Raw genomic sequence first — 20117 nt, 5'->3', positions numbered from 1 at the left:
GTTGAAAGTTGCCCGATTGTCGTCATTGCTGCCGCGGCGAACGGACGTATTCGTAGCCGACGCTCAGTGCGCCGGCTATCAACACTGTCCACACGAGCGACGCCCTGAATAACGCCACCGCCGCGAAGGTCGCGATCAGCATGAGATACGAAAACAGGCGCCGCGGCAGCCTGCGCGCGGCGGTGATCGCCATCGCCGCGGACAGGCCGATTGCACCCGCCGCCGCACCGGCCAGCGCGATATGCGTGAGCGGAAGATAGGCGATAGCCGAGAAGAACGCGCCGAGCAGCACGATCACGACGGCCGGCGGGAAGATGATTCCGCAAAATCCGGCCAGCGCCCCACGCCAGCCCAGCAAGCGATAACCGATCCAGATAGCCAGGTTCTTGATGTTGACGCCCGGCAGCGCCTGCGACAACGCCAGTCCATTGAGGAACTCGTCTTCGCTCAGCCAGTGCCGGTCGTGCACGAATTCGCGCAGGAACCAGCCGCTCAAGCCGCCGCCAAAACTCGTCAGGCCGATGCGGGAAAAAACAAGAAACAGCCCTAGCGTGGTCACCTTGACCGGCGGCTGTCCGTCGCCTTGCCTCATAGCTTCGCGTCCCGGTGCCGGTTCGAGAGCTTCTTGCCCGTTAGTGCCGTTGACCAATGCCCTCTCCTTACGAACTGTGTGGCAAAACCGTTGAATGCTGACGCTGCGTTGGCATTGTTGGCATTGTTGGCGTTGTTGCGGCCACAACGACGCGATCACCCCGCGCGCCCTGGTGCTAAATAATAGCGGCAATAGGCCGGCCTAAATGCCCATCATAAAACGACGCCAAAGCTTCGCCGCCTGCAGGTAAGTGCGAACGGTCTCTCCTTGACACCCGTTCAGGACGGTATTTAATTTCACTATCTGCCGGGCGGGCCTAAAAGTCAGGTGAAGTCAGGTGCAACCAACGCCGGAGACATGCCATGAGCCCGACAATCGATCGACAGTGGAAATGTTGCGCCGCAATCGCGAGCGCCGTTCTGCTGGTGTCGTGCGGCGATTCGCTCACTTCGAATCCGACGGTTCCCGATTCGATCACGCAGGTGATGCAAAAACCGGTCTACAAGAACGCGACCTGGTCGATGCAGGTAGTCGATCTCGACTCCGGCCACGTAATCTACGACCTGAATTCAAGCGCCCAGATGTTGATCGGCTCGGTGCGCAAGCTCTTTTCAGTCGGCTCCGCGCTGAATCAACTGGGTGCGCAGCATCAGTTCGTCACGCCGGTTTACCGGCAGGGCACGCTCGATGCGGGCGGCACCCTCACCGGCAATCTGATCCTGCTGGCAAGCGGCGATCTGACCATGGGTGGCCGAGCCAACCCGGACGGCACGATCGCCATCACGAACTTCGATCACAACGAGGCCAACTCGCTGGGCAACGCGATACTCGCCGCGCCCGATCCGCTCGCCGGCTTCAATTCCCTCGCGGCGCAGGTGACGGCCGCGGGCATCAAAACGATCAATGGCGATGTCGTGATCGACGATCGCCTTTTCGAACCCTTCGACTTTCGCGGTGAATTCAATGTGCGGCCGATCTTCGTCAACGACGACGTGATCGACGTGAGCCTGAACCAGAGCGCCGAAGGCTCCGTCGTTCCATTCGACTGGCGCCCCAGGACGGCCGCGTTCAGCGTGCAATCCGCGCTCGCGACGGGCAGCGCGGCTTCGCAGCTGGATATCGAACTCGCGCCTGAACTGCCGCCGTGCATCGGCTCGCCGGGTTGTATCGGCAACATAACCGGCAATGTGCCGGCCGGTTTCGTGCCGCCACTGACGAACGCCTACCCGCTGATCCGCACGTTCCGCGTGACCGAGCCTTCCAGTTACGCCCGCACGGTCTTCATCGAAGCGCTGGCGCGCGCGGGTGTCTCGGTTACGGCGGCGCCCGTTGCCGCCAATCCGGTTCAGTTGCTGCCCGCGCAAGGCTCATATTCGAGCGCGATGCAGGTTGCGCAACTCACGTCGCAACCGTATGAGCAATACGTCCGATACGTCATGAAGGTCAGCTATAACATCGGCGCCGATACGAGCCTCATGCTATTCGGTCTCGCACGCGACGGTTCGACGACGCTCACCGGCGCGTTAGCGGCGGAACAGGCCGAGTTGTCGACTACGTTCAAGATCGCGTCGAGCCAGTACCACTTCATCGACGGCAGTGGCGGCGGCGACTCGACTGCGAGCGGCACGGCGGTCATCGCCATGCTCAGAGGCATGAGCACGACGCAGGTCTTTTCGCCCTACTTCAACGCGTTGCCGGTGCTGGGCGTGGACGGATCGCTGGCTACCATCACCGCGTTCGAATCCGATGCGACGCTTGCAGGGGCGAAAGGCCAGGTGCATGCGAAAACCGGCACGTACGTCACGGAGAATCCGAACGCGCCAACGTTACCGTTCTTGAGAGGACAATCCCTCGCCGGTTATATCGATGCAAAAAGCGGCCACCGGATCGCGTTCGTCGTGACGGTGAACAACGTTCCTATTTCAGGCATCAGCGACGTGCTAGCAGTCTTCCAGGACGAAGGCACGATATCGGCGATGCTCTGGAAACTGCAGTAATGCGGGGGCGCCCGCTCTGCGCGTCGGGCCTGCTAAGGATTCCCTGACCCAAAGTTCAGCATCGACCCCACTCATTTTCTTGATCTCCTGACAGCCTCGCGAAAACTGGCCGCATACGATGAACGCACGCCGATCGTCCTTCATCCGAGTGCTGCCATGGTTCCGTATCTATCTGAAAGAGAAAATTCGATCGAGCACGTCAACGCGATGTGCTTACACCTCTTCGACCGGTGGTGCGAAACCAGAAGCGTCGTGCCACTGACGTATCTGCTGAGAGCCTGGCCGATGATGAACGGCGACCCCGAGACCCTCCGGCGTCTCGGAACCGCCTTGCGCGAGCTCAGACGGCAGCATCTGCACGACTCCAACGACGCCGCCTTTCAGGAAGTCTGCGAGCTATCGGATTGTGTCGAGGATCTGCTGATCCTTTCATCCCTGCCAACGTGGCTGACGAGCGGCTGGTAGCGCGAACGGAGACAGCCGGGCGCGCGCAATGCAATGGGTTGGGGAGGACAGCGTGCATTTCAACGAAATCAGTGACGAAGAGTGGCTGCTGCTCGCGCCCGTCCTGGCGGATCCGCCGATTGTTCACCGGCAGCGCGGCCGGCCACGCGCACCGGTTCGCGTAGTGGCGAATGCCGTGCTATGGGTACTCACAACCGGCGACTCCTGGTCCATGTTGCCGAGCCACTACCCGTCGGCGCCGACGTGCCGGCACCGCTTCGAGGCGTGGCGTTCGAGCGGCGCCCTCGCGCAGATGTACCGGATACTTTCGAGCAGCGGCCGCAAGTTTCGGTGCGGTCCGCAACTGACACTGCAACGCCGCGACGCCCTGACGCGCGGCATCGATCGCCAGACTCGGGACGAAGGTTTTCGGCGGGTGTTCTGGAGAGACCAGGCGTCGTGGCAGACACCGCGCGAAACATGGCAGTCGTCTCAAACGGCGGATACGTTCAAGGATATCGCGCGCGAACTCCCGAATCCCGCCAACTCCGCGCATGCCGTACCCGAGCGCGTCGAACCCCGCGCGCCGGTGACAGCCCTCCATTCCATTGATCGCATCGCGTCGCCGTGGATGGGCCTCGCATCGAAAGGCCAAACCGAATCCGACCCGCGCGGCTACGTCATCTACATTGCCGCCGATCGGCTGGCGAACGCCCGCTTTCGCGGATGAGCCGAGATCGTGCGCGATGATCGGCGAGTTGCGCGCTCAGGCCTGATCGGTCCGAGCTTCAAGAACCGCGAGACGGCACAGCAATACGCGCTCGAATGGGCGCGGCGGTGGATCGACGAGGAAAGCGGTGAAGACGGCAACGCCGCTGAACTGGACAGCGGCGTCCGGCAGCAAAAAACGCGCTCGGGGTGAGCGGCGCATCGACGCGGCGGATGCGTGCCCCGCGTCAATGCACCACGCCGAAGATCGCGTTGACGCCCTCCGCGGGCGTCAGGCCCACGTCGAAGTAACCTTCCAGCCTCAAAGCAGTCGCGTCGTCGAGTATGAAAGGCGGCCGGATGAAGCCGGTCGCGAACGCGTGGTCGTACCAATCGCTCAACCATGCGCGTAATTCGGTTTCATGGCCCGACAGCGTCCCCAGGTTGTCTGCGTTCATCGATAATCTCCTTTGTCCGGCCTCGTTCAGGTCAACCAGCGAGCGGCTCGAAGCTCATTCTGCACAGATTCTTTGCCGGCGGAAATACGTGCCACGTCCCGTCGTCGTGCCGGAAGAAGAACAGCAGGATCGGGCCGTCCGGACGCCTGATTTCGACGCATACCCGGCAAGTCCGACCGTCCGGCGAACCATGCAGCGTAAGCACACGGACCGGCAGCGTACCCGCCGTCGCCAATAATTTCTCGCGCAGTCCGCGTAGTGAGCTTTTCGTCGCATCCACATCTGCCCCCGCACTCAGGTTCCCATTTGACAATCGTGGGACAACGGCGAGGATTCTTCAGTCAGCAGCGCCGGATTGTTGATTCGGGAAATGCTGCTTCGAGCCTCAGGATATCCCTAAAGGCTCCGTCACTCCGTCACCAGACCGTGCCTGATCGCATACCGGATCAGCTCGGCGTTGTTGTTGAGACCGAGCTTTTGCATGAGACGCATCTTGTGGGTGCTGATGGTCTTGGCGCTGAGCGAACACGATTCGGCAATCTCGTTGATGCTTTGACCGGCCGCCAGCATCCGTAATACCTGAAATTCACGGTCGGACAGCACCTCATGCGGCGGCGCATCGCCGGAATGCGTTTCGAAGACCATGGCGTCGACCAGTTTCGGGTCGATGAATCGGCCGCCGCCCGCCAGTTTACGGATCGCCGCGAGCAGCACGTCCGGATCGCTGTCTTTCGTCACGTAACCGGTCGCGCCGGCGCGCAGCGCGCGCGACACGACCTGCGCCTCGTTGTGGATACTGAGCACGAGGATCGGCAAGGACGGCTGCTCGGCGCGTACGCGCCGGATCAGATCGACTCCGCTAATGCCGGGCATCGTCATGTCCAGCAGCACGAGATCGAAGCGCCTCGCGCGCAGCCGGTCGAGCACTTCCGAACCTTGCGCGGCTTCGGCGGCGACGACGATATCCGTGGTCGTCGCGATAATCTGTTTCAAGCCGCCACGCACCACGGCGTGGTCGTCAGCAATCAGGACGTCGATCATTTTCTGCCCCGCCTGTAAGCGGAATGTGAATGGAAATGGCGGTACCCATGCTTTGCGCACTGTCGATGGTCATCGCGCCGCCGATCAGACGCGCGCGCTCCTGCATGCCGAGCAGTCCGTAGGAATAACCTGTGCGCGCCATGCCGGGATCGAAACCGCAGCCGTCGTCGCTCACGTGAAGTTCGAGCGCCGCCGCCGTGCTGGTCAGCGTCACGTCGGCCCGCGTTGCATGCGCGTGGCGCCCGACGTTGGTGAGCGATGCCTGCACAATACGAAATACGGCTGTGGCACAAGCCTCCGGCAGCACCGGTTCGCCTCCGTTGATATGCAACTGGCAAGGAATGCCATGGCGTCGCATGAAGTCCTCCACGAGCCACTCCAATGCCGACACGACCCCGAAGTTCAGCGCCACCGGCCGCAGATGATTCGCGACATTGCGGACCATCCAGATCGTCTTTTCCACGAGTTCCCGCATGTCGTCGGCTTTGCGCATCGCGTCCGGATCCTTGCCGAGGCGCATCTTCAGCAGCGACACGTCCATCTTCAATGCGGTCAGCAACTGGCCGAGTTCATCGTGAATCTCCATGGCGATGCGCTTGCGCTCTTCCTCGCGAATCGCCTCCATATACGCTGACAATTCGCGCAACTGATTGCGCGATTCGAACAGCTCCTGCTCGATACGCTTGCGCGACGTAATATCGCTGAGGCCCACGTAGATCGCTGGAGCATCGCCGAAGGTCGCCACGCGCGCGGTCGCCATCGCCCAGAACGGCGAGCCGTCCACGCGCCGCATCTGGACTTCGCTGTTGTTGAAACTGCCCTCCGTGCGCAGATGAGACACGAGCCGGTCACGATCGGCGGGGTCCATATAGAAGTCGACGATATTGGTCAGCGTGCGCATGCCGGTATCGAGACCGAACAGTTCTCGCAGCGGCTCATTCACGTACAGGATGACGCCTTCGGGCATCGACGTGATGCACAGCGGGATCGGGCTGGTTTCGACAATCGTGCGAAAACGCGCTTCGCTCGCCTGTAATTTTGCTTCCGCCCGGCGGCGCTCGTCGATCTGGGCGGACAGCCTCGCGTTCGACTCCGCGAGTTGCCGCGTGCGCTGCTCGACCTGCTGTTCCAGCGCATCGCGCGCGCTCGACAGTTCCGTCTCGGCCTGCTGGCGCACCGCTACCTCTTTCAGAAGCAGGCGGTTCTGCGAGATGAGCTGCCGGTGCATCACGCGCAAGGCGAGATGCGTTTCGATGCGCGCCATCATTTCGTTGACGCGCACCGGCTTGGCCACGTAATCGACGCCGCCGGCCGAGAAACCCTCCACCATGTCTTCCGCGCCCGTCAGCGACGTCATGAAAATCACCGTGATATCGCGCGTGCGCGCGTCCGCCTTGAGTCGCCGGCAGGTCTCGAAGCCGTCGATGCCAGGCATCTTCACGTCGAGCAGGATCAGGTCGGGTTGAGAAAACAGCGCACGTTCGAGCGCTTCTTCGCCGTCGAGCGCAACGAGCACCCGAAAGCCGCGGTCCGTCAGGCTCTCGACGACCACGCCGAAATTCGCCGGCGTGTCGTCCGCAATCAGGATCGTCGGCCGTTCGCCGGCCTCCACGTTGGGCTCGCTCATGGCTTGGGCTCGACATTCAGATGTCGCTCGACCAGATGGAGAATGGCTTTCGACTGGTAGTCGCGAGCGAGCGCGCAGAGCTGCGCGGTGAACGAGCGATAACGTGAATCGCCCGCCGCCACGCTCTCGGCCCAGACGATAATTTCATGCATGTCGCCAAGGCGGGCAAGATGATGCAGTTCTTCCATCTGTTGCCGAGGCACGGCGGCAAGACTGATTTCGGGCGTCGCCGCGCGAGTGGACGGCGATGACGACGCATGGCTCCACTTCAGTCCGAGCAAAGTGGCAATCTGTGCCAGCAGCGCTTCCAGGTCGACCGGTTTGGACAGGAAGGCGTTCACCCCCGCTTCGATGCTCATCGCCCGGTTGACTCCGGATGGGCTGGCGGACATAGCCACGATGGGGACATTGGCGAACTCCTGCGATTGACGCAGGTTCCGTGTCAGGTCGAATCCGTTCATCTCGGGCATCACAATGTCCGTGAGAATCAGCGCCGGCCGTTCGCGCTGTGCCTTTTCCAACGCTTCGCGACCGTTTTCCGCCTCGACGGTATCGAAGCCGAGACGGCCCAGCAGATCCACGACGATCGCACGATTGATCTCGACATCGTCGACGACCAGCACCTTCCTGCGCGGCCCGTCATAGCCCGTCGCCGTGGACGGGAGCGGCGCCGGGTCCGCCGTCTTGCGCAACACAGGCGTCACGCTCGCTGCCGGCAGTTCGAAGCAGAAAGTACTGCCCTGCCCGATCTCGCTCTCCACCTCGATCTCGCCACCCATCGCACGCACGAATTCGCGGCTGATGGCGAGGCCGAGTCCCGCCCCGCCGGCTCGCCGCTCGGCCGCGCCCAGTTGCTCGAACGGTTCGAAGATCGTATGCAACTGATCGTGACCAATGCCGATCCCCGTGTCGCGCACTTCGAAACGAACGCGGTTCGACCCGGATCTCGAGATACGCAGGCTGACGCGACCCGAATCGGTGAACTTCACGGCGTTGGCAAGCAGGTTGAGCATGACCTGCCGCAGGCGCCGCTCATCGGCACGCACGCCGACGGGCGCATCCCCGCTGATGTCGCAAATGAAGTCGAGGCGCTTCTGCTCCGCTTTCACGTCGATGATGTCGCGAATGACATCGACGAACCCCGCCAGCGGCACGTCGCCGATTTCCACACGCAGCTTGCCCGCTTCGATCCTCGCGAAATCGAGCGTGTCTTCGATCAATGTCAGCAGATGTTCGCCACTATGGCGAATGCACGACGCGCGTTCGCGCTGCCGCTCGCTCAATGTGGCATCGCGTTCGAGGATCTGGGCGTAGCCGAGAATGCCGTTCAGCGGCGTGCGCAGCTCATGGCTCATATTCGCCAGGAATTCGCCTTTGGCCCGGTTGGCCGCTTCCGCCAGATTGCGTGCCTCGCGTTCGGCCGCCGTGTCCTGCTCGTCGCGATACGCGCAGTACAGCCGCGCGCCCATCGCATTGAATGCGGCCGCCACGCGATCCAGTTCGTCCGGCTCGCGCCGTTTGCGCCGCTGGAGACTGAACGGCCGGGGCGGTTCACGGAAATCGTAGTTCTCCACCGTGCGCGCGATGGCCGCGACATGCCGCATCACGAGACGGGACAGAATGTAGACGATGAACAGCGAGACGAGAAAGGTATTGGCGGCCTGAGTGACGAGGATCATCACCGCGGTACGCGTCAGGTCATGGTAAAGGTCGAGCAGCGTCGCCTCGACGTAGAGCTTGCCGATCTCGCGCTCCTTGCCCTGCACGCTGTAGAAGAGCGGAAATTCGCGGGCGATGACGGGACCGGCCGAGCGCTGACCTGCGCTCACGTACGCAGATTGCCCCTCTTTGCCCGTCTCGCGAATTTCCACGGCACGAATGTCCGCGAGACGCAGAATGCCGTTTAACTCCAGTTGCAGCTGGGAACCATCCAGGCGCCAGAGCGCTTCCGCGAGACTGTCGCGATCGCTGCGATCGATGTCTGCCAGGCGATTCTCAATCCGCTCCACGCCCCGGTAGTAGTCGCCGTAAAGCTGCAATCCGGTCAACAACACTGTGACGACGCAACTGACCAGCAGCACGGTCACGAGAAGCCGCGATACGAGGCTACTCCTGAAGCTGCCGATCAAACTCCACCATGCGTCGAACAGGTTGTGCTTCATACATCCCCGCGAGTGCTACGGTTCTTGTTTCGTCTATTCTGCACTCGTTGCCGCTGAGCGGCCCAGACGGCGCTCATTCCGGGTGAAACGCGTTCCGATGAATCCGACGTGAATCTACATGACGTACATGGTCGATTCGACAGGCGGAGAATCGTTGATCGCCCGCGGCAAGCAGATTCGCGGATACAGCAGAATCTCATCGATGCATGACGTCAGCTCGCCGAGGATCGGCCGCACGCGGCCACCGAGAGCGTCGGGGTTCGATATTCTCAGTTCGCGCAATCCGTCCGACAGTCGCTTCACGGACGCGTACCCCCAATCCGGCAACGGCCAGCAGTGCAACAGATAGCTGAGCGGTATGACACTTCTGCTTTCACACCAGATGTCGAACAGGCGCTCGCACGCGGTGTTGAGGAATTCAACCGCGACTTCGCGGTTTTCTGAATGACCGTTCATAACGGGTCCGCTGATATAGACGATTTCGATAGTCCATCCTAGGGACGACGAAAGTGTCACACAGTCAGGAAGCCCGGAAAAATGCACTTCCGATCTGCTGAATATGCCGTCAGGAAATCCTGAATGGTTGCGTGTGAGAGTCCAGACGCCGGTCCGATGCCATACGGGGCATCGAAAGCCATGCTTTTGGGGCAGTGCGCCGGCCCCTTCCGGACCACATCGCGCGCTTCCTGACAAAGGGATTACACGGTTTGTCAGCACCGGCAGGACGTGGCACGATGAGATACCGACCAGGCGAGAAGCTGTGCGGACAAGCACCTGTTCAAGCGCGTTAATGCTGTTTCGAGAAACCATCCATCCATGCATCGCAGGCGCTTTGTTCTGGCCGCGCTGAGTGCGGCGGGCATCACGCTTCGGGCGCGTGCCGCACCTTCCGACCCTCCCGTCCACTTCGACATCGTCTATCCCCGCATTCGGCCTGCCCGCGACGTGCAAGTCGCGTTTGCACTCGCCGTGCTCGATCTGGCCATGAAAACGGCCAACGCCTCGTATACGTTGCGATCGGCCGACATCGAAATGGAACGCGGCCGCGCGCTGGCCGAACTGGCCGGCACCAACAATATGATCAATCTGCACTGGACGAGCATGGAGGCGCAAGCCGAGCGCGGCCGGAATGTAGTGCGGATTCCGATACATCGTGGGCTGATTGGCCACCGGGTGTTCGTCATCCGCAAGGATCGGCAAGCCGATTTCGACAAGGTCGAGCGCTTCTCCGATCTCAAGGCCTTCATGTGCGGCCAGGGACTGGGCTGGATCGATACGGAGATCCTGAGAGCCGCCGGCCTGAACGTCCAGACCTCGACCTATGACACGATGTTCGAGATGACCCAAGGCGGCCGCGTCGACTTTTTTCCGCGCGGCCTGGTAGAAGCATTCACTGAACTCGAAGGACGCCGGCACCGGGAGCCGGATCTCGTGGTCGAGAACCGGCTGCTGCTGAAGTATCGATCGGACTTCATTTTCTATGTCGCCGCGGGCCATGAGGCGCTGGCGCAAACCATCGAAGACGGGCTCATCGCCGCCTATCGCAATGGCGCGTACATGAGGCTGTTCAACTCCCATCATTACATTCAGGACGCGCTCGCGCGCGCGAATATCGCGTCCCGGTTGATCTTCACGCTCGACAATCCCTTCCTTTCCGAAGCCGACCGCAAGATTCCAGACGAGTACTGGATGAGCTGACATCGCCGGCGGCGGCTTTCCTCCGTCGGCAAAAAGGGAAATGCCTGGGCCAGAATCAGGAAATCCTGACATCAAGCTGCATCGGGCGTCGCCGTATACATGGAAAGGCGGCGCGAATCTGCTCGACGCGACGTCGTTTCAAATGCGAGCAGGATCATTCATCGCCACTCACGAACCCTACACATGGACATTGACAGGTGAAGCCGCAGACGTTCGTTCTACAGGCGCGGCTTTGCGATCGCGCCACGGCGCTCAAGACGCGCATGGCCCAAGCGCATGACAAAGCGAAGCAACTGGTCGAGCGCGCCGAGGGCTGCCTCGCGGTGCTGGATCACGTGCGGCAGGGCACGTCCGCCGCGGCCGACCTCTCCCTCGCGGACGATGCAGGTCCGCTCATCGCGGCGCTCTATCGCGCGGAAAGCGACTGGCACGATCAGTTGCAGATGTTGAAGGCGTTGCTGACCGAACTCATGCATCAAAGTCAAAGCAACCGCGGCGAGATCGAGTCGCTCGCCGCGCTTGCGTTTCGCTCGCAGACGACTCCTGAAGCAATTGCCGCAGCCGAGCGCGCCGCCGAATTGCATGAGTCCCGCTTTCAGGAAGTCGACGCGCAACTGGAAGTGGCGCGCTCATGGTTCGAACGCTTCGACATGCAGATCAACGCGATTGTCGCCCGCTTGCGGAATTCGTCTTAAAGGTTCAATCGGGTTCCCGGCGGCTATGAAGCGTCGTCGACCGGTATGCGCACGGTGATCGACGTGCCGCTGCCCGGCGCGCTGCGCACCGAAATCTCGCCGCCCAACATCAGTACGCGTTCTCTCATGCCCACCAGCCCGAACGACTTCATACGCGCCGCCATCGAATCGAAGCCGCAGCCGTTGTCGCTTATTTCGAGGACCCAACAGCGTCCGGTCTGTTCGAGCGAAATCGTGACCTGGGTCGCCTCGGCATGACGCGCGACATTCGTTAGCGCCTCCTGCACGATGCGAAACAGTGCGATTGCCCGCGCCTCGTCGAGCACCAGACTATCGTCAGGAATCCGTAGATGGCAGGCCACCCGGCCGTCGCGCGAGAATTCGGCGGCCAGCCACTCCAGCGCTGCGACGATGCCGGCATCGATTGCGGCGGGACGCAGCGATGCAACCACGTTGCGGACCACCTGCATGGTGTCGTCGGCAAGCGCCAGCAGGTCCCGGAAACGTCCGGCCAGCGCCGGATCGTCTTGCGCGAACTCGATTCGCATGGCCGACACACCGAGCCGCAGCGCCGTCAGTTGCTGTCCCAGTTCGTCGTGCATCTCGCGGGCAATGCGCTTGCGCTCTTCCTCACGCGCGGTTTCGCGCAACGACGTCAACTCCTGCAACAGCGTATACGATTCGCGCAAACGGAGTTCGGCTTCCATCCGCTCGGTGATGTCGGTCCAGATCGTCAGCGCACCGCGTATGTCGCCGTTAGCGCCGTGCTCGGGCACAGCGCTAACGTGCCAGCCCACTGGCTTGCCGTTCTTCTCCGACGTGAGATCCACCTTCGCGCCGACGCCGCTTGCCATCACCTGCTCCAGCGTGGCGGTGATCATCCGCAACTCGGGCATCACACTGTCCGACAGCTCGGCAGGCGCTTTATCGATGGCGTCCGCTGCGCGCATCCCGTTGACCTGTTCGAACCTCGGATTGACGTAGCTATAGCGACAGTTGCGGTCGTAGCGAACGATCATCTCCGGCGCGTTTTCGGTCAGCGTACGAAACAGTTGCTCATTGCGCTTGAGTTCGTCGATGTCGCGGCATATGGCAAGCACGGTGGCAACCTGGCCGTCGGCGGCAAACTCCGGCACCATCCGCATGTGCCCCCATCGCACCTCGCCGTTGGCGTTACGGAACCGAACTTCGTCCATGCGCTCCGTGCCGGTCTCGACGACGCGCCGCAGCCGGTCCCGATACCTTGGCACATCGACCACTGGCGACTCGTCCACGCTTCCCGTACCGGTGGCTCCGTCGGCCGTCGGCGGCAAGATCGCGCGCAGTGCCGGATTGGCGTAGATGCGCCGGCATTCGCGGTCAAAGCGCGCAATGTAGTCCGGCGAATGCTCGACCAGCGCGCGGAATGCCTGCCCGCTCGCATGCAAGCGCTCTTCCGCCTTCTTGCGTTCGGTGATGTCACGCCCCAGCGCCAGCACGCTCGTGATCTCGTCGTGCAGCCCGCGCTCCGCGAGAATGCGGACGTGGTGATAGCTCTCGCCATTCGCGCCGTCGCGCAACGTGAGTTCGTGCGTGTGTTCCGCGCCCGTTGCGAGCGTGGCCGCCAGCGCATTCTGGTAGGCGACGAACTGGGGATCGGCGGTGTGCTCGGTCGGCGTCGCACCGAGCATTTCGTGCAGGGGACGGCGCAGTATCGCGGCAAGTCCGGAGTTGGCATAAACCAGCCGACAGTCGAGGTCGTACCGGCAAATGATATCGGGCGTGCTTTCGGCGAGGCGGCGGAATTGCGCCTCGAGTTCCAGTTGCGCGATCAGGAGCTGCTCGGTGCGCTTGCGCTCGGTAATATCGCGCACGAGCGCAAGGTTGTACGGTCGGCCTTCGTACTCGAAATAGCTCGCGCTGATCTCGACCGGCAAGGTCGTGCCGTCCTGGCGGCGCTGGATCGACTCGATCATCATCGAGCCGTTCGCGCGCAGCTCTTTCCAGGCGTCGCGCCACCGTTCGAAGTTCCACTCGGGATCGACATCCATCACGCGCATCCCCAGCAACTGCGCCCGACTGTATCCGAGCGTGCGGCAGGCCTCCTCATTGACGTAGATAAAGCACGCGTTCTCGTCGATCAGATAGGCAGCATCGCTGACCAGGTTGAGCGCGCAACTCTTCAGGTGCATGAGCGCATCTGGCTCGGCCACGGAAAGCTCGAGGCGCCCATTTTCCCGCCGGGTCGCGGCTGCCGGTGCCTCGCGTGGGTCACCGCTAGTCTCTTTCATTGCATTCCGCGCGTATCGGGTCAGAGGTTGCGTGTCGTCGATAACCGGCCGGTCCGCCTGTACCCCAGGCAGGGCAGACAACTTACTCGATAAGCATAGCCCGGAAAGCGCCGGCGAAATATTCGGTCTGTCGCCAGGCGAAGGAGCGATCAACCGCGTTTTCGCTTTCAACAACGGGGCTTTCGTCGGCCAATCGCTGGGGTTTACCCTCCGAGACAGCGCTATCGCTTGCAATCTTTTCGAAGAGAGGTCCAAAATGTAAGCGCTATCATTGAGATCTATGAAGCCACGCTGCGAGCAAAATCTCATGATTCGGCTAAAAACGCCGCTGAATGTAAGCGCTAACATTGGTGATAGAACGAAGCATTCGCCTTCATCCCAGGTTGACGCCACGCTCAGCGCGATGCGCATAAAGCGCGTGGACCTCGATCCGACGCGCGCCGACGTAGACGCGCAAACTCCGCCCGCCTGACATCGCATCAGCGCGGCTTGCTCACACCCACCGAAGACATGAACCGGAGACAACGATCATGAGCGCAACACCGAGCCTCGAGCAGGCGCCACCGAGAATCCGCCGCGCCCAGATCGTGGCGCTCACGCTGCTGATGGTGAGCGGCATCGTCAACTATCTGGACCGCGGCACGCTCGCAGTCGCCAATCCGCTGATCCGTCACGACCTCGGCCTGTCGCTCGGGCAAATGGGGCTGCTGCTCTCCGCGTTCTCGTGGAGCTACGCGCTCTTCCAGTTGCCGGTGGGCGGCCTCGTCGACCGCATCGGGCCGCGCAAGCTGCTCGGCATCGGCCTGATCGTGTGGTCGCTCGCGCAGGCGTCGGGCGGATTCGTCTCCACCTTCGGCTGGTTCATCCTCGCGCGGATCGTGCTGGGCATCGGCGAGGCGCCGCAGTTTCCGTCGGCGGCCCGGGTGGTCAGCAACTGGTTTCCGCTGCGCGCGCGCGGCAAGCCGACCGGCATTTTCAACTCGGCGTCGCCGCTCGGCACGGCGCTCGCGCCGCTGTGCCTGTCGGTTCTCGTGGTGCAGTTTCATTGGCGCTGGGCCTTCATCGTGACCGGCGTAGTCGGTCTCGTCGTGGCGCTCGTGTGGCTCGCGGTGTACCGCGACCCCGTCAAGGCCACCATGACCGAGGCCGAGCGGCACTATCTCGAAGGCGACGAAGCGGACCGCAAGCCGGCACCCACGGTCACCTTCGCTGAATGGCGCTCGCTGTTTTCGCACGGCACCACGTGGGGCATGCTGATCGGCTTCTTCGGCTCGGTGTACCTGAACTGGGTGTACCTCACGTGGCTGCCCGGCTATCTGACGATGGAACGCCACATGAGCCTGATGCACACGGGCGTCGCGGCATCGATACCGTTCTTCTGCGGCTTTCTGGGCTCGCTGACGGCCGGCTGGTTTTCCGACCTCATCACGAGCCGCAGCACGAGCCCGGTCGCGAGCCGCCGCAATGCAGTGGTGATCGCGATGCTCGGCATGGTCGCGTTCACGATTCCGGCGGCGCTCGTCGAGAGCAACACGATCGCGATCGTGTGCATCTCGGTGGTGATCTTTCTGGCGAATGCCGCATCCGCGAGTTCATGGGCGCTCGCCACTGCCGCCGCGCCGCCGAACCGCGTCGGCTCGCTCGGCGCCATCCAGAACTTCGGCGGTTTTCTGGGCGGCGCCCTTGCCCCGATCCTGACGGGCTATATCGCGCAGAGCTGGTCGTTCGTCCCCGCGCTGCTGACGGCCGCGGGCATCGCGTTCATCGGCGCGATGAGCTACCTCCTGCTGGTTCGCAAGCCGATCGAAGACCAGTCCACCCCAACCGAACCCGTGCGAGCGCCTGCATGAAACGCGCGCGCCCCGACCCAACGAACCCTTTCCGGGAGATCACGAGCATGACCACCTCCAAGCAGGCCACTACGTCGATCGAAGGCATCGTCCCCGTGATGCTGACGCCGTTCGACGAGTCCGGCGCCATCGATTACGCCGGACTCGAACGTCTGATCGAGTGGTATATCGCGCATGGATCGGACGCGCTTTTCGCCGTCGCGCAGTCGAGTGAAATGCAGTTCCTGACGCTCGCCGAGCGTGGCGCGCTGGGACGCTTCGTCGTCGACAAGGTGGCGGGCCGCATTCCGGTCGTCGTCTCCGGCCATATCAGCGACGACCCCGACGCGCAGGCCGAGGAGCTCAACGTCGCGGCAAACACGGGCGCACAAGGCATCGTGCTGGTGACGAACCGGCTCGACCCGAAGCAGCAGGGCACCGAGACGTTCGCGGCGAATCTCAGGCAACTGCTCGCGCGCCTGCCGTCCGACATTCCGCTCGGTTTGTACGAATGCCCCGCGCCCTACCGCCGCCTTCTCTCCGACGACGAATTGAAGCTGTGCATCGACACCGGCCGCTTCATCATGCTGAAAGACGTGAGCTGCGATCTCGCCACGGTCAAACGGCGCGTCGCGCTCGCTGAAGGTTCGCCGCTGAAAATCCTGAACGCCAACGCAGCCATCGCCTGGGACGCGATGAAGGCGGGTTCCGCCGGCTTCAACGGCGTGTTCACGAACTTCCATCCGGATCTGTACAACTGGCTGCGCAACGATGCGGCGCAAGACCCGGCTCTGGCAGAAGAACTCGCGACGTTTCTCGTGCTCGCTGCGGTCTCCGAGTCGCTCGGCTATCCGGCGCTCGCGAAGATCTACCATCAACGGATCGGCACGTTCGGTTCGATTCGATGCCGCGTGATCGACTACGACGTGCGCGAACGCTTCTGGGCCCTCGACGCGGTGCTCGACAAGATCGTCGCCGGCACCGAGCATTTTCGTGGCCGTATCGCGGCACTCGGTGCGAACCGCTCGGTTCGCTAGCCGTTGGACCGGATGGAGGATTTCCGGATCACAAGAACGTCCGCTGAAGCCGTCACGCGCGCCCACGCTTCGCGCGCGTCGGCGGCGGTAAGATGGCGGGCGTTCCCCGATTCACTCTGCGCTTTCCAACCTGATGCCCGACTCTCTCGACCCGCCGGCGGCCGCCCGCACCCAGACGAACCGCGCTCGCCGCAGTACGGGCCGCAGCGTGCTTTCCGATGTCGCCAAGCTCGCGGGCGTCTCCACGGCGACCGTATCGCGGGTCTACAACGAGCCGGACAGGGTCTCCGCGAACGTGCGTGAGCGCGTCGAGCATGCCGCGCTCACGCTCAACTGGTTTCCGAATGCGGCGGGCCGCGCCCTCGCCTCCACGCGTAGCCACATTGCCGGCATCATCATTCCGACTTTGGATGATCGCGTGTTTGCTTCACAAGTAAGCGGCATGCAGGCGGCGTTCGCGGCGCGCGGCATCACGTTGGTGCTCGGCTGCTCGAATTACGACCCCGCGCAGGCGCTCACGCAAGTGCGCGCGATGCTGGCGCGCGGCGTGGAAGCGATGGCCGTGGTGGGCGAGGCTCATCCGGCCGAGCTGTTCGATGCGCTGCGGCTCTACCGCGTGCCGTATGCGGTCACGTACGCGTATCGCAAGGACAGCCCGCACACCTGCATCGGCTTCGACAATCACGCGGCCTATGCGGAGATCACCGAGCATCTGATCGGCCTCGGGCACCGCGCGTTTGCGGTCTGCATCCAGCCGACGCGCGACAACGACCGCGTGCAGGCACGCGTCGCGGGCATTCGCGCGACACTCGAACGTCACGGCCTCGCGGTGCGGCCGGAGCATATGTTTGAAGGCGAATCGACGATGGGATTCGGGCGGCGCAGTCTGCGCACGATCTGGCAAGCGTCGGGCGAGCGCCCCACCGCGATCATCTGCGGCAACGACCATATCGCGCTGGGCGTGTTGCGCGAGGCTGAGGAACTAGGTATTGCGATTCCCGGCGAATTGTCCGTCACCGGATTCGACGACCTGGAAATGGCGCAGGAAATTCGCCCCGCGCTGACCACGATGCGCGTCGACACCTACGAGATCGGACGGCTTGCAGCGCAGTATCTGCTCGACACGCTCGACGGCAAGCGTCCGCTGCACGGGCACGAGGTGCATGCGTTGTTTCAGCTCAGGCAATCGACGGGACCGGCCGCGAGATAGTCTCGCGGCGCGATGCCTCATCGGCGGACTACAGCGTGGCGGTCACGCCGCCATCCACGTAAAGAATGTGGCCGTTGACGAAGTTCGAAGCGTTGCTCGCCAGGAAGACCGCGGCGCCGACGAGATCTTCCACATCGCCCCAACGCCGCGACGGCGTACGGCCAATCAGCCACTTGCTGAAGGTCTCGTCCTTGACGAGCGCCTCGGTCAACTCCGTCTTGAAGTAGCCCGGCCCGAGACCATTCACCTGGATGCCGTGCTGGCCCCAGTCGATCGCCATGCCTTTCGTCAGCATCTTCACGGCACCCTTGCTCGCGGTGTAGGCGGCAATGTTGGGACGGCCCAGTTCGCTTTGCACCGAACAGATGTTGATGATCTTGCCGCGTTGCCGCTCGATCATATGGCACGCCACCGCCTGTCCGACCAGGAACACGCTGTCGACGTTGGTCTTCATCAGTTCCTGCCACTGCTCGTGCGAAAACTGTTCGAGCGGCGCGCGACGCTGCATGCCCGCGTTGTTGACGAGAACGTCGATCGCGCCGATTTCACGCTCGATGTTGGCGATTGCCTTTTCCACGTCGTCTGCCGATGTCACGTCGAAACTCGCGGCGTGGACAGTGGCGCCCTCGTCACGCAAACGGCTGACCGCCTCGGCAAGGCGCGCCTCGCTGCGACCGTTCAGAATGATTTCGGCGCCCGCGCCGGCCAATCCTTTTGCGAGCGCGTAACCGATTCCGGTACTCGATCCCGTGACCAGAGCACGACGCCCCGACAGATCGAACATGTTCAGATTACTGTTCAACTCAACCTCTCCTTGATTCTATTTCTTCCGATTCCCGCGGCGCTTCGGCGGGCCTGCTCAACCATTGCATGACCTCTGTCAGGTTGCAAGCGCCGTCTCGCGACGCGAAAAGATGCAGCACACCAGCCTCGCCCACAGGCGGCTCGAGCGTATCGAACTGATCGGCGACCAGCGTCGCGGGAAACTCATGATCGGTGCGTCCCGCCACGCGCGCAATCGCGACCGACAGGGGAATGTCGAGAAATACGAAGCGCAGCCCGGCGACACGCGCGCGCAACCGCTCGCGGTAGCCCCGCTTCAATGCCGAACATGACAGCACGACGGCGCCTTGACTCGCGTCCATCTTCGCGGCGAGACGATCCAGCCATGGCTCGCGATCACTGTCGCACAAGGCGATTCCGCGGCACATCTTGTCGCGGCTTTGCGCCGAATGGTGCTCGTCCCCTTCGATAAAAATGCCTCTCAACGCAAGCGCCAGTTCGCGCGCGAGCGTCGACTTGCCCGAGCCCGACACGCCCATCACCACTATCTTATCTGTCACGTTGCACAATCCAGCCACGTTGTTCCGGCAGACGATCGGCCGGATCGCGCCGGCCATCCGACAGGCACGGTGCGCCGCTCAAAGCGCACCGCTACGTCGCACGCTTTCCGCTTCAGGACACCGGCGTGAACTTGAGCTGGTTGATCGGCGTGACCTTATCTGTGCGAGTCAGACCGTAAGGCGTCTTCGGTCCGAGCCACTTGTTGAAGATCATGCTCATCTCGCCACTCTGTTCCAGCGTAGCGAGCGCCTTGTTGACCGCGCTCAGCATGGCCGGCTCGTTTTGCCGCAGGCCGACCGCGATCGGCTCGATCAACATCGGCTCCGACGCGATCGCCACCGCGCCGTCCGTGCCGTCGACCTGCTTGGCGATCTTCGTGGCGGTCATCTGATTGGTCACGAAGCCCTTCACCTTGTTCTGCTCGAGTGCGAGAAACGCCGAGCTGGTATCGTGGAAAGTGACCGCCTGGCCATCCTTGATCGAAATCGGAATCGACTGCGCGGACGTCGATCCGTCGGCGGCGCTGATCTTTTGCCCCGTGAAATCAGCCAGTTTCTTGCTGGCGTCGGCCTTCTTCACGACCAGAACTTCTTTGGTGGAATAGTACGAATCGCTGAAGGCAATCTGCGTGGCGCGGGTCTTCGTATACGCCAGGTTCGCCACCACGATATCCACGCGCCCCAGCTTCAATTGTGGAATGCGTGCTTCCACCGCCAGCGGCTCCAGCTTCGCCTTCACGCCCAGTTGTTTCGCCACGGCGTTGCAGAGGTCCACGTCCATGCCTTCGAGCTGACGCGTCTGCGCATTTGGATACGAGAACGGCTCCACATTCGAATAGACGCCACAACTCAATTCGCCGTGAGTCTTGATGTCGGCCAATTGATCAGCGTGGGCCGGGGCAATCGACGCAAGCGCGCCGCCGACCACCAACATCCCCGAGAAAATTTTCTTTACCTGCATCGTGATGCTCCTGAAGTGTATGTGTAAAGCAACCCATTGCTGATC

The 20117-nt window shown here is 62.5% G+C and carries 18 protein-coding genes and 1 pseudogene; 9 read left to right on the top strand and 10 right to left on the bottom strand.

Going from position 1 to position 20117, the window contains the following annotated elements; translation table 11 throughout:
• Positions 1–22: 22 nt before the first annotated feature.
• Positions 23–592, bottom strand: a complete 570-nt coding sequence (locus PQR54_RS30340) for a chromate transporter (RefSeq protein ID WP_408252210.1) — start codon at positions 590–592, stop codon at positions 23–25.
• A 362-nt stretch (positions 593–954) separates the two neighbouring features.
• Between PQR54_RS30340 and PQR54_RS30335 the strand changes: the two genes are divergently transcribed.
• The 4 genes and pseudogenes from PQR54_RS30335 (at position 955) to PQR54_RS30320 (ending at position 3955) form a co-directional block, all read left to right on the top strand.
• Entirely contained in the window at positions 955–2589 is a 1635-nt protein-coding gene (locus PQR54_RS30335; protein WP_408252208.1) for a D-alanyl-D-alanine carboxypeptidase/D-alanyl-D-alanine-endopeptidase, read from the top strand.
• Between the two features lie 156 nt (positions 2590–2745).
• On the top strand, positions 2746–3054 hold the full coding sequence (locus PQR54_RS30330; protein ID WP_408252206.1) for a hypothetical protein: 309 nt from the start codon (positions 2746–2748) through the stop codon (positions 3052–3054).
• A gap of 28 nt (positions 3055–3082) precedes the next feature.
• Positions 3083–3349: pseudogene (locus PQR54_RS38950) on the top strand (transposase); the annotation flags it as partial.
• Positions 3350–3772: 423 nt separating this feature from the next.
• Positions 3773–3955, top strand: coding sequence for a DUF6566 family protein (locus PQR54_RS30320; protein ID WP_408252202.1), 183 nt, complete (start codon positions 3773–3775; stop codon positions 3953–3955).
• Positions 3956–3989: 34 nt separating this feature from the next.
• On the opposite strand, the gene PQR54_RS30315 is transcribed toward PQR54_RS30320, so the two are convergent.
• The 5 genes from PQR54_RS30315 to PQR54_RS30295 all read right to left on the bottom strand — a co-directional run bounded on the left by PQR54_RS30315 (position 3990) and on the right by PQR54_RS30295 (position 9485).
• A complete protein-coding gene (locus PQR54_RS30315; RefSeq protein WP_012428068.1) occupies positions 3990–4199 on the bottom strand; it encodes a hypothetical protein in 210 nt (69 codons plus the stop codon).
• A 408-nt stretch (positions 4200–4607) separates the two neighbouring features.
• Positions 4608–5240, bottom strand: coding sequence for a response regulator (locus tag PQR54_RS30310; protein WP_408252200.1), 633 nt, complete (start codon positions 5238–5240; stop codon positions 4608–4610).
• Positions 5218–6867 (bottom strand): response regulator, encoded by a 1650-nt coding sequence (locus PQR54_RS30305; RefSeq protein ID WP_408252198.1) that lies wholly within the window; start codon positions 6865–6867, stop codon positions 5218–5220. The genes PQR54_RS30310 and PQR54_RS30305 overlap by 23 nt, the downstream gene beginning before the upstream one ends.
• The gene (locus tag PQR54_RS30300) at positions 6864–9029 is read right to left on the bottom strand and encodes an ATP-binding protein (RefSeq protein WP_408252196.1); all 2166 of its coding nucleotides are present in this window, start codon (positions 9027–9029) and stop codon (positions 6864–6866) included. Before PQR54_RS30300 ends, PQR54_RS30305 begins: the two co-directional genes overlap by 4 nt.
• Before the next feature lie 114 nt (positions 9030–9143).
• Complete coding sequence (locus tag PQR54_RS30295) at positions 9144–9485, bottom strand: hypothetical protein (RefSeq protein WP_408252194.1); 342 nt, start codon at positions 9483–9485, stop codon at positions 9144–9146.
• 360 nt (positions 9486–9845) lie between these two features.
• Here PQR54_RS30295 and PQR54_RS30290 point away from each other — a divergent pair, with 360 nt between their 5' ends.
• Together PQR54_RS30290 and PQR54_RS30285 are read left to right on the top strand one after the other, a co-directional pair.
• Positions 9846–10727: a transporter substrate-binding domain-containing protein gene (locus tag PQR54_RS30290; RefSeq protein ID WP_408252193.1), complete on the top strand. Its 882-nt coding sequence runs from the start codon at positions 9846–9848 to the stop codon at positions 10725–10727.
• Between the two features lie 197 nt (positions 10728–10924).
• Positions 10925–11422 carry a hypothetical protein gene (locus PQR54_RS30285; RefSeq protein ID WP_408252191.1) on the top strand — a complete coding sequence of 166 codons (498 nt, stop codon included), beginning with the start codon at positions 10925–10927 and terminating at the stop codon, positions 11420–11422.
• A gap of 23 nt (positions 11423–11445) precedes the next feature.
• Here the strand turns inward: PQR54_RS30285 and PQR54_RS30280 are convergent, their stop codons facing one another.
• Positions 11446–13614 carry a sensor histidine kinase gene (locus PQR54_RS30280; RefSeq protein ID WP_408252189.1) on the bottom strand — a complete coding sequence of 723 codons (2169 nt, stop codon included), beginning with the start codon at positions 13612–13614 and terminating at the stop codon, positions 11446–11448.
• 608 nt (positions 13615–14222) lie between these two features.
• On the opposite strand from PQR54_RS30280, the gene PQR54_RS30275 reads away from it, so the two are divergent.
• The 3 genes from PQR54_RS30275 to PQR54_RS30265 all read left to right on the top strand — a co-directional run bounded on the left by PQR54_RS30275 (position 14223) and on the right by PQR54_RS30265 (position 17768).
• Complete coding sequence (locus PQR54_RS30275) at positions 14223–15542, top strand: MFS transporter (RefSeq protein WP_408252187.1); 1320 nt, start codon at positions 14223–14225, stop codon at positions 15540–15542.
• Positions 15543–15589: 47 nt separating this feature from the next.
• On the top strand, positions 15590–16558 hold the full coding sequence (locus PQR54_RS30270) for a dihydrodipicolinate synthase family protein (protein WP_408252185.1): 969 nt from the start codon (positions 15590–15592) through the stop codon (positions 16556–16558).
• Positions 16559–16691: 133 nt separating this feature from the next.
• Positions 16692–17768: a LacI family DNA-binding transcriptional regulator gene (locus tag PQR54_RS30265; RefSeq protein WP_408252183.1), complete on the top strand. Its 1077-nt coding sequence runs from the start codon at positions 16692–16694 to the stop codon at positions 17766–17768.
• A gap of 28 nt (positions 17769–17796) precedes the next feature.
• On the opposite strand, the gene PQR54_RS30260 is transcribed toward PQR54_RS30265, so the two are convergent.
• From PQR54_RS30260 to PQR54_RS30250, 3 genes are all read right to left on the bottom strand, one after another.
• A complete protein-coding gene (locus tag PQR54_RS30260) occupies positions 17797–18552 on the bottom strand; it encodes a glucose 1-dehydrogenase (RefSeq protein ID WP_408252492.1) in 756 nt (251 codons plus the stop codon).
• A gap of 19 nt (positions 18553–18571) precedes the next feature.
• On the bottom strand, positions 18572–19111 hold the full coding sequence (locus PQR54_RS30255; RefSeq protein WP_408252181.1) for a gluconokinase: 540 nt from the start codon (positions 19109–19111) through the stop codon (positions 18572–18574).
• Between the two features lie 112 nt (positions 19112–19223).
• Positions 19224–20072 (bottom strand): transporter substrate-binding domain-containing protein, encoded by an 849-nt coding sequence (locus PQR54_RS30250; protein WP_408252179.1) that lies wholly within the window; start codon positions 20070–20072, stop codon positions 19224–19226.
• Between the last annotated feature and the right edge of the window lie 45 nt (positions 20073–20117).

The organism is Paraburkholderia phytofirmans (genome assembly GCF_046028095.1).
GTDB lineage: Bacteria > Pseudomonadota > Gammaproteobacteria > Burkholderiales > Burkholderiaceae > Paraburkholderia > Paraburkholderia phytofirmans_A.
This window is presented reverse-complemented; position numbering and strand designations above follow the sequence as displayed.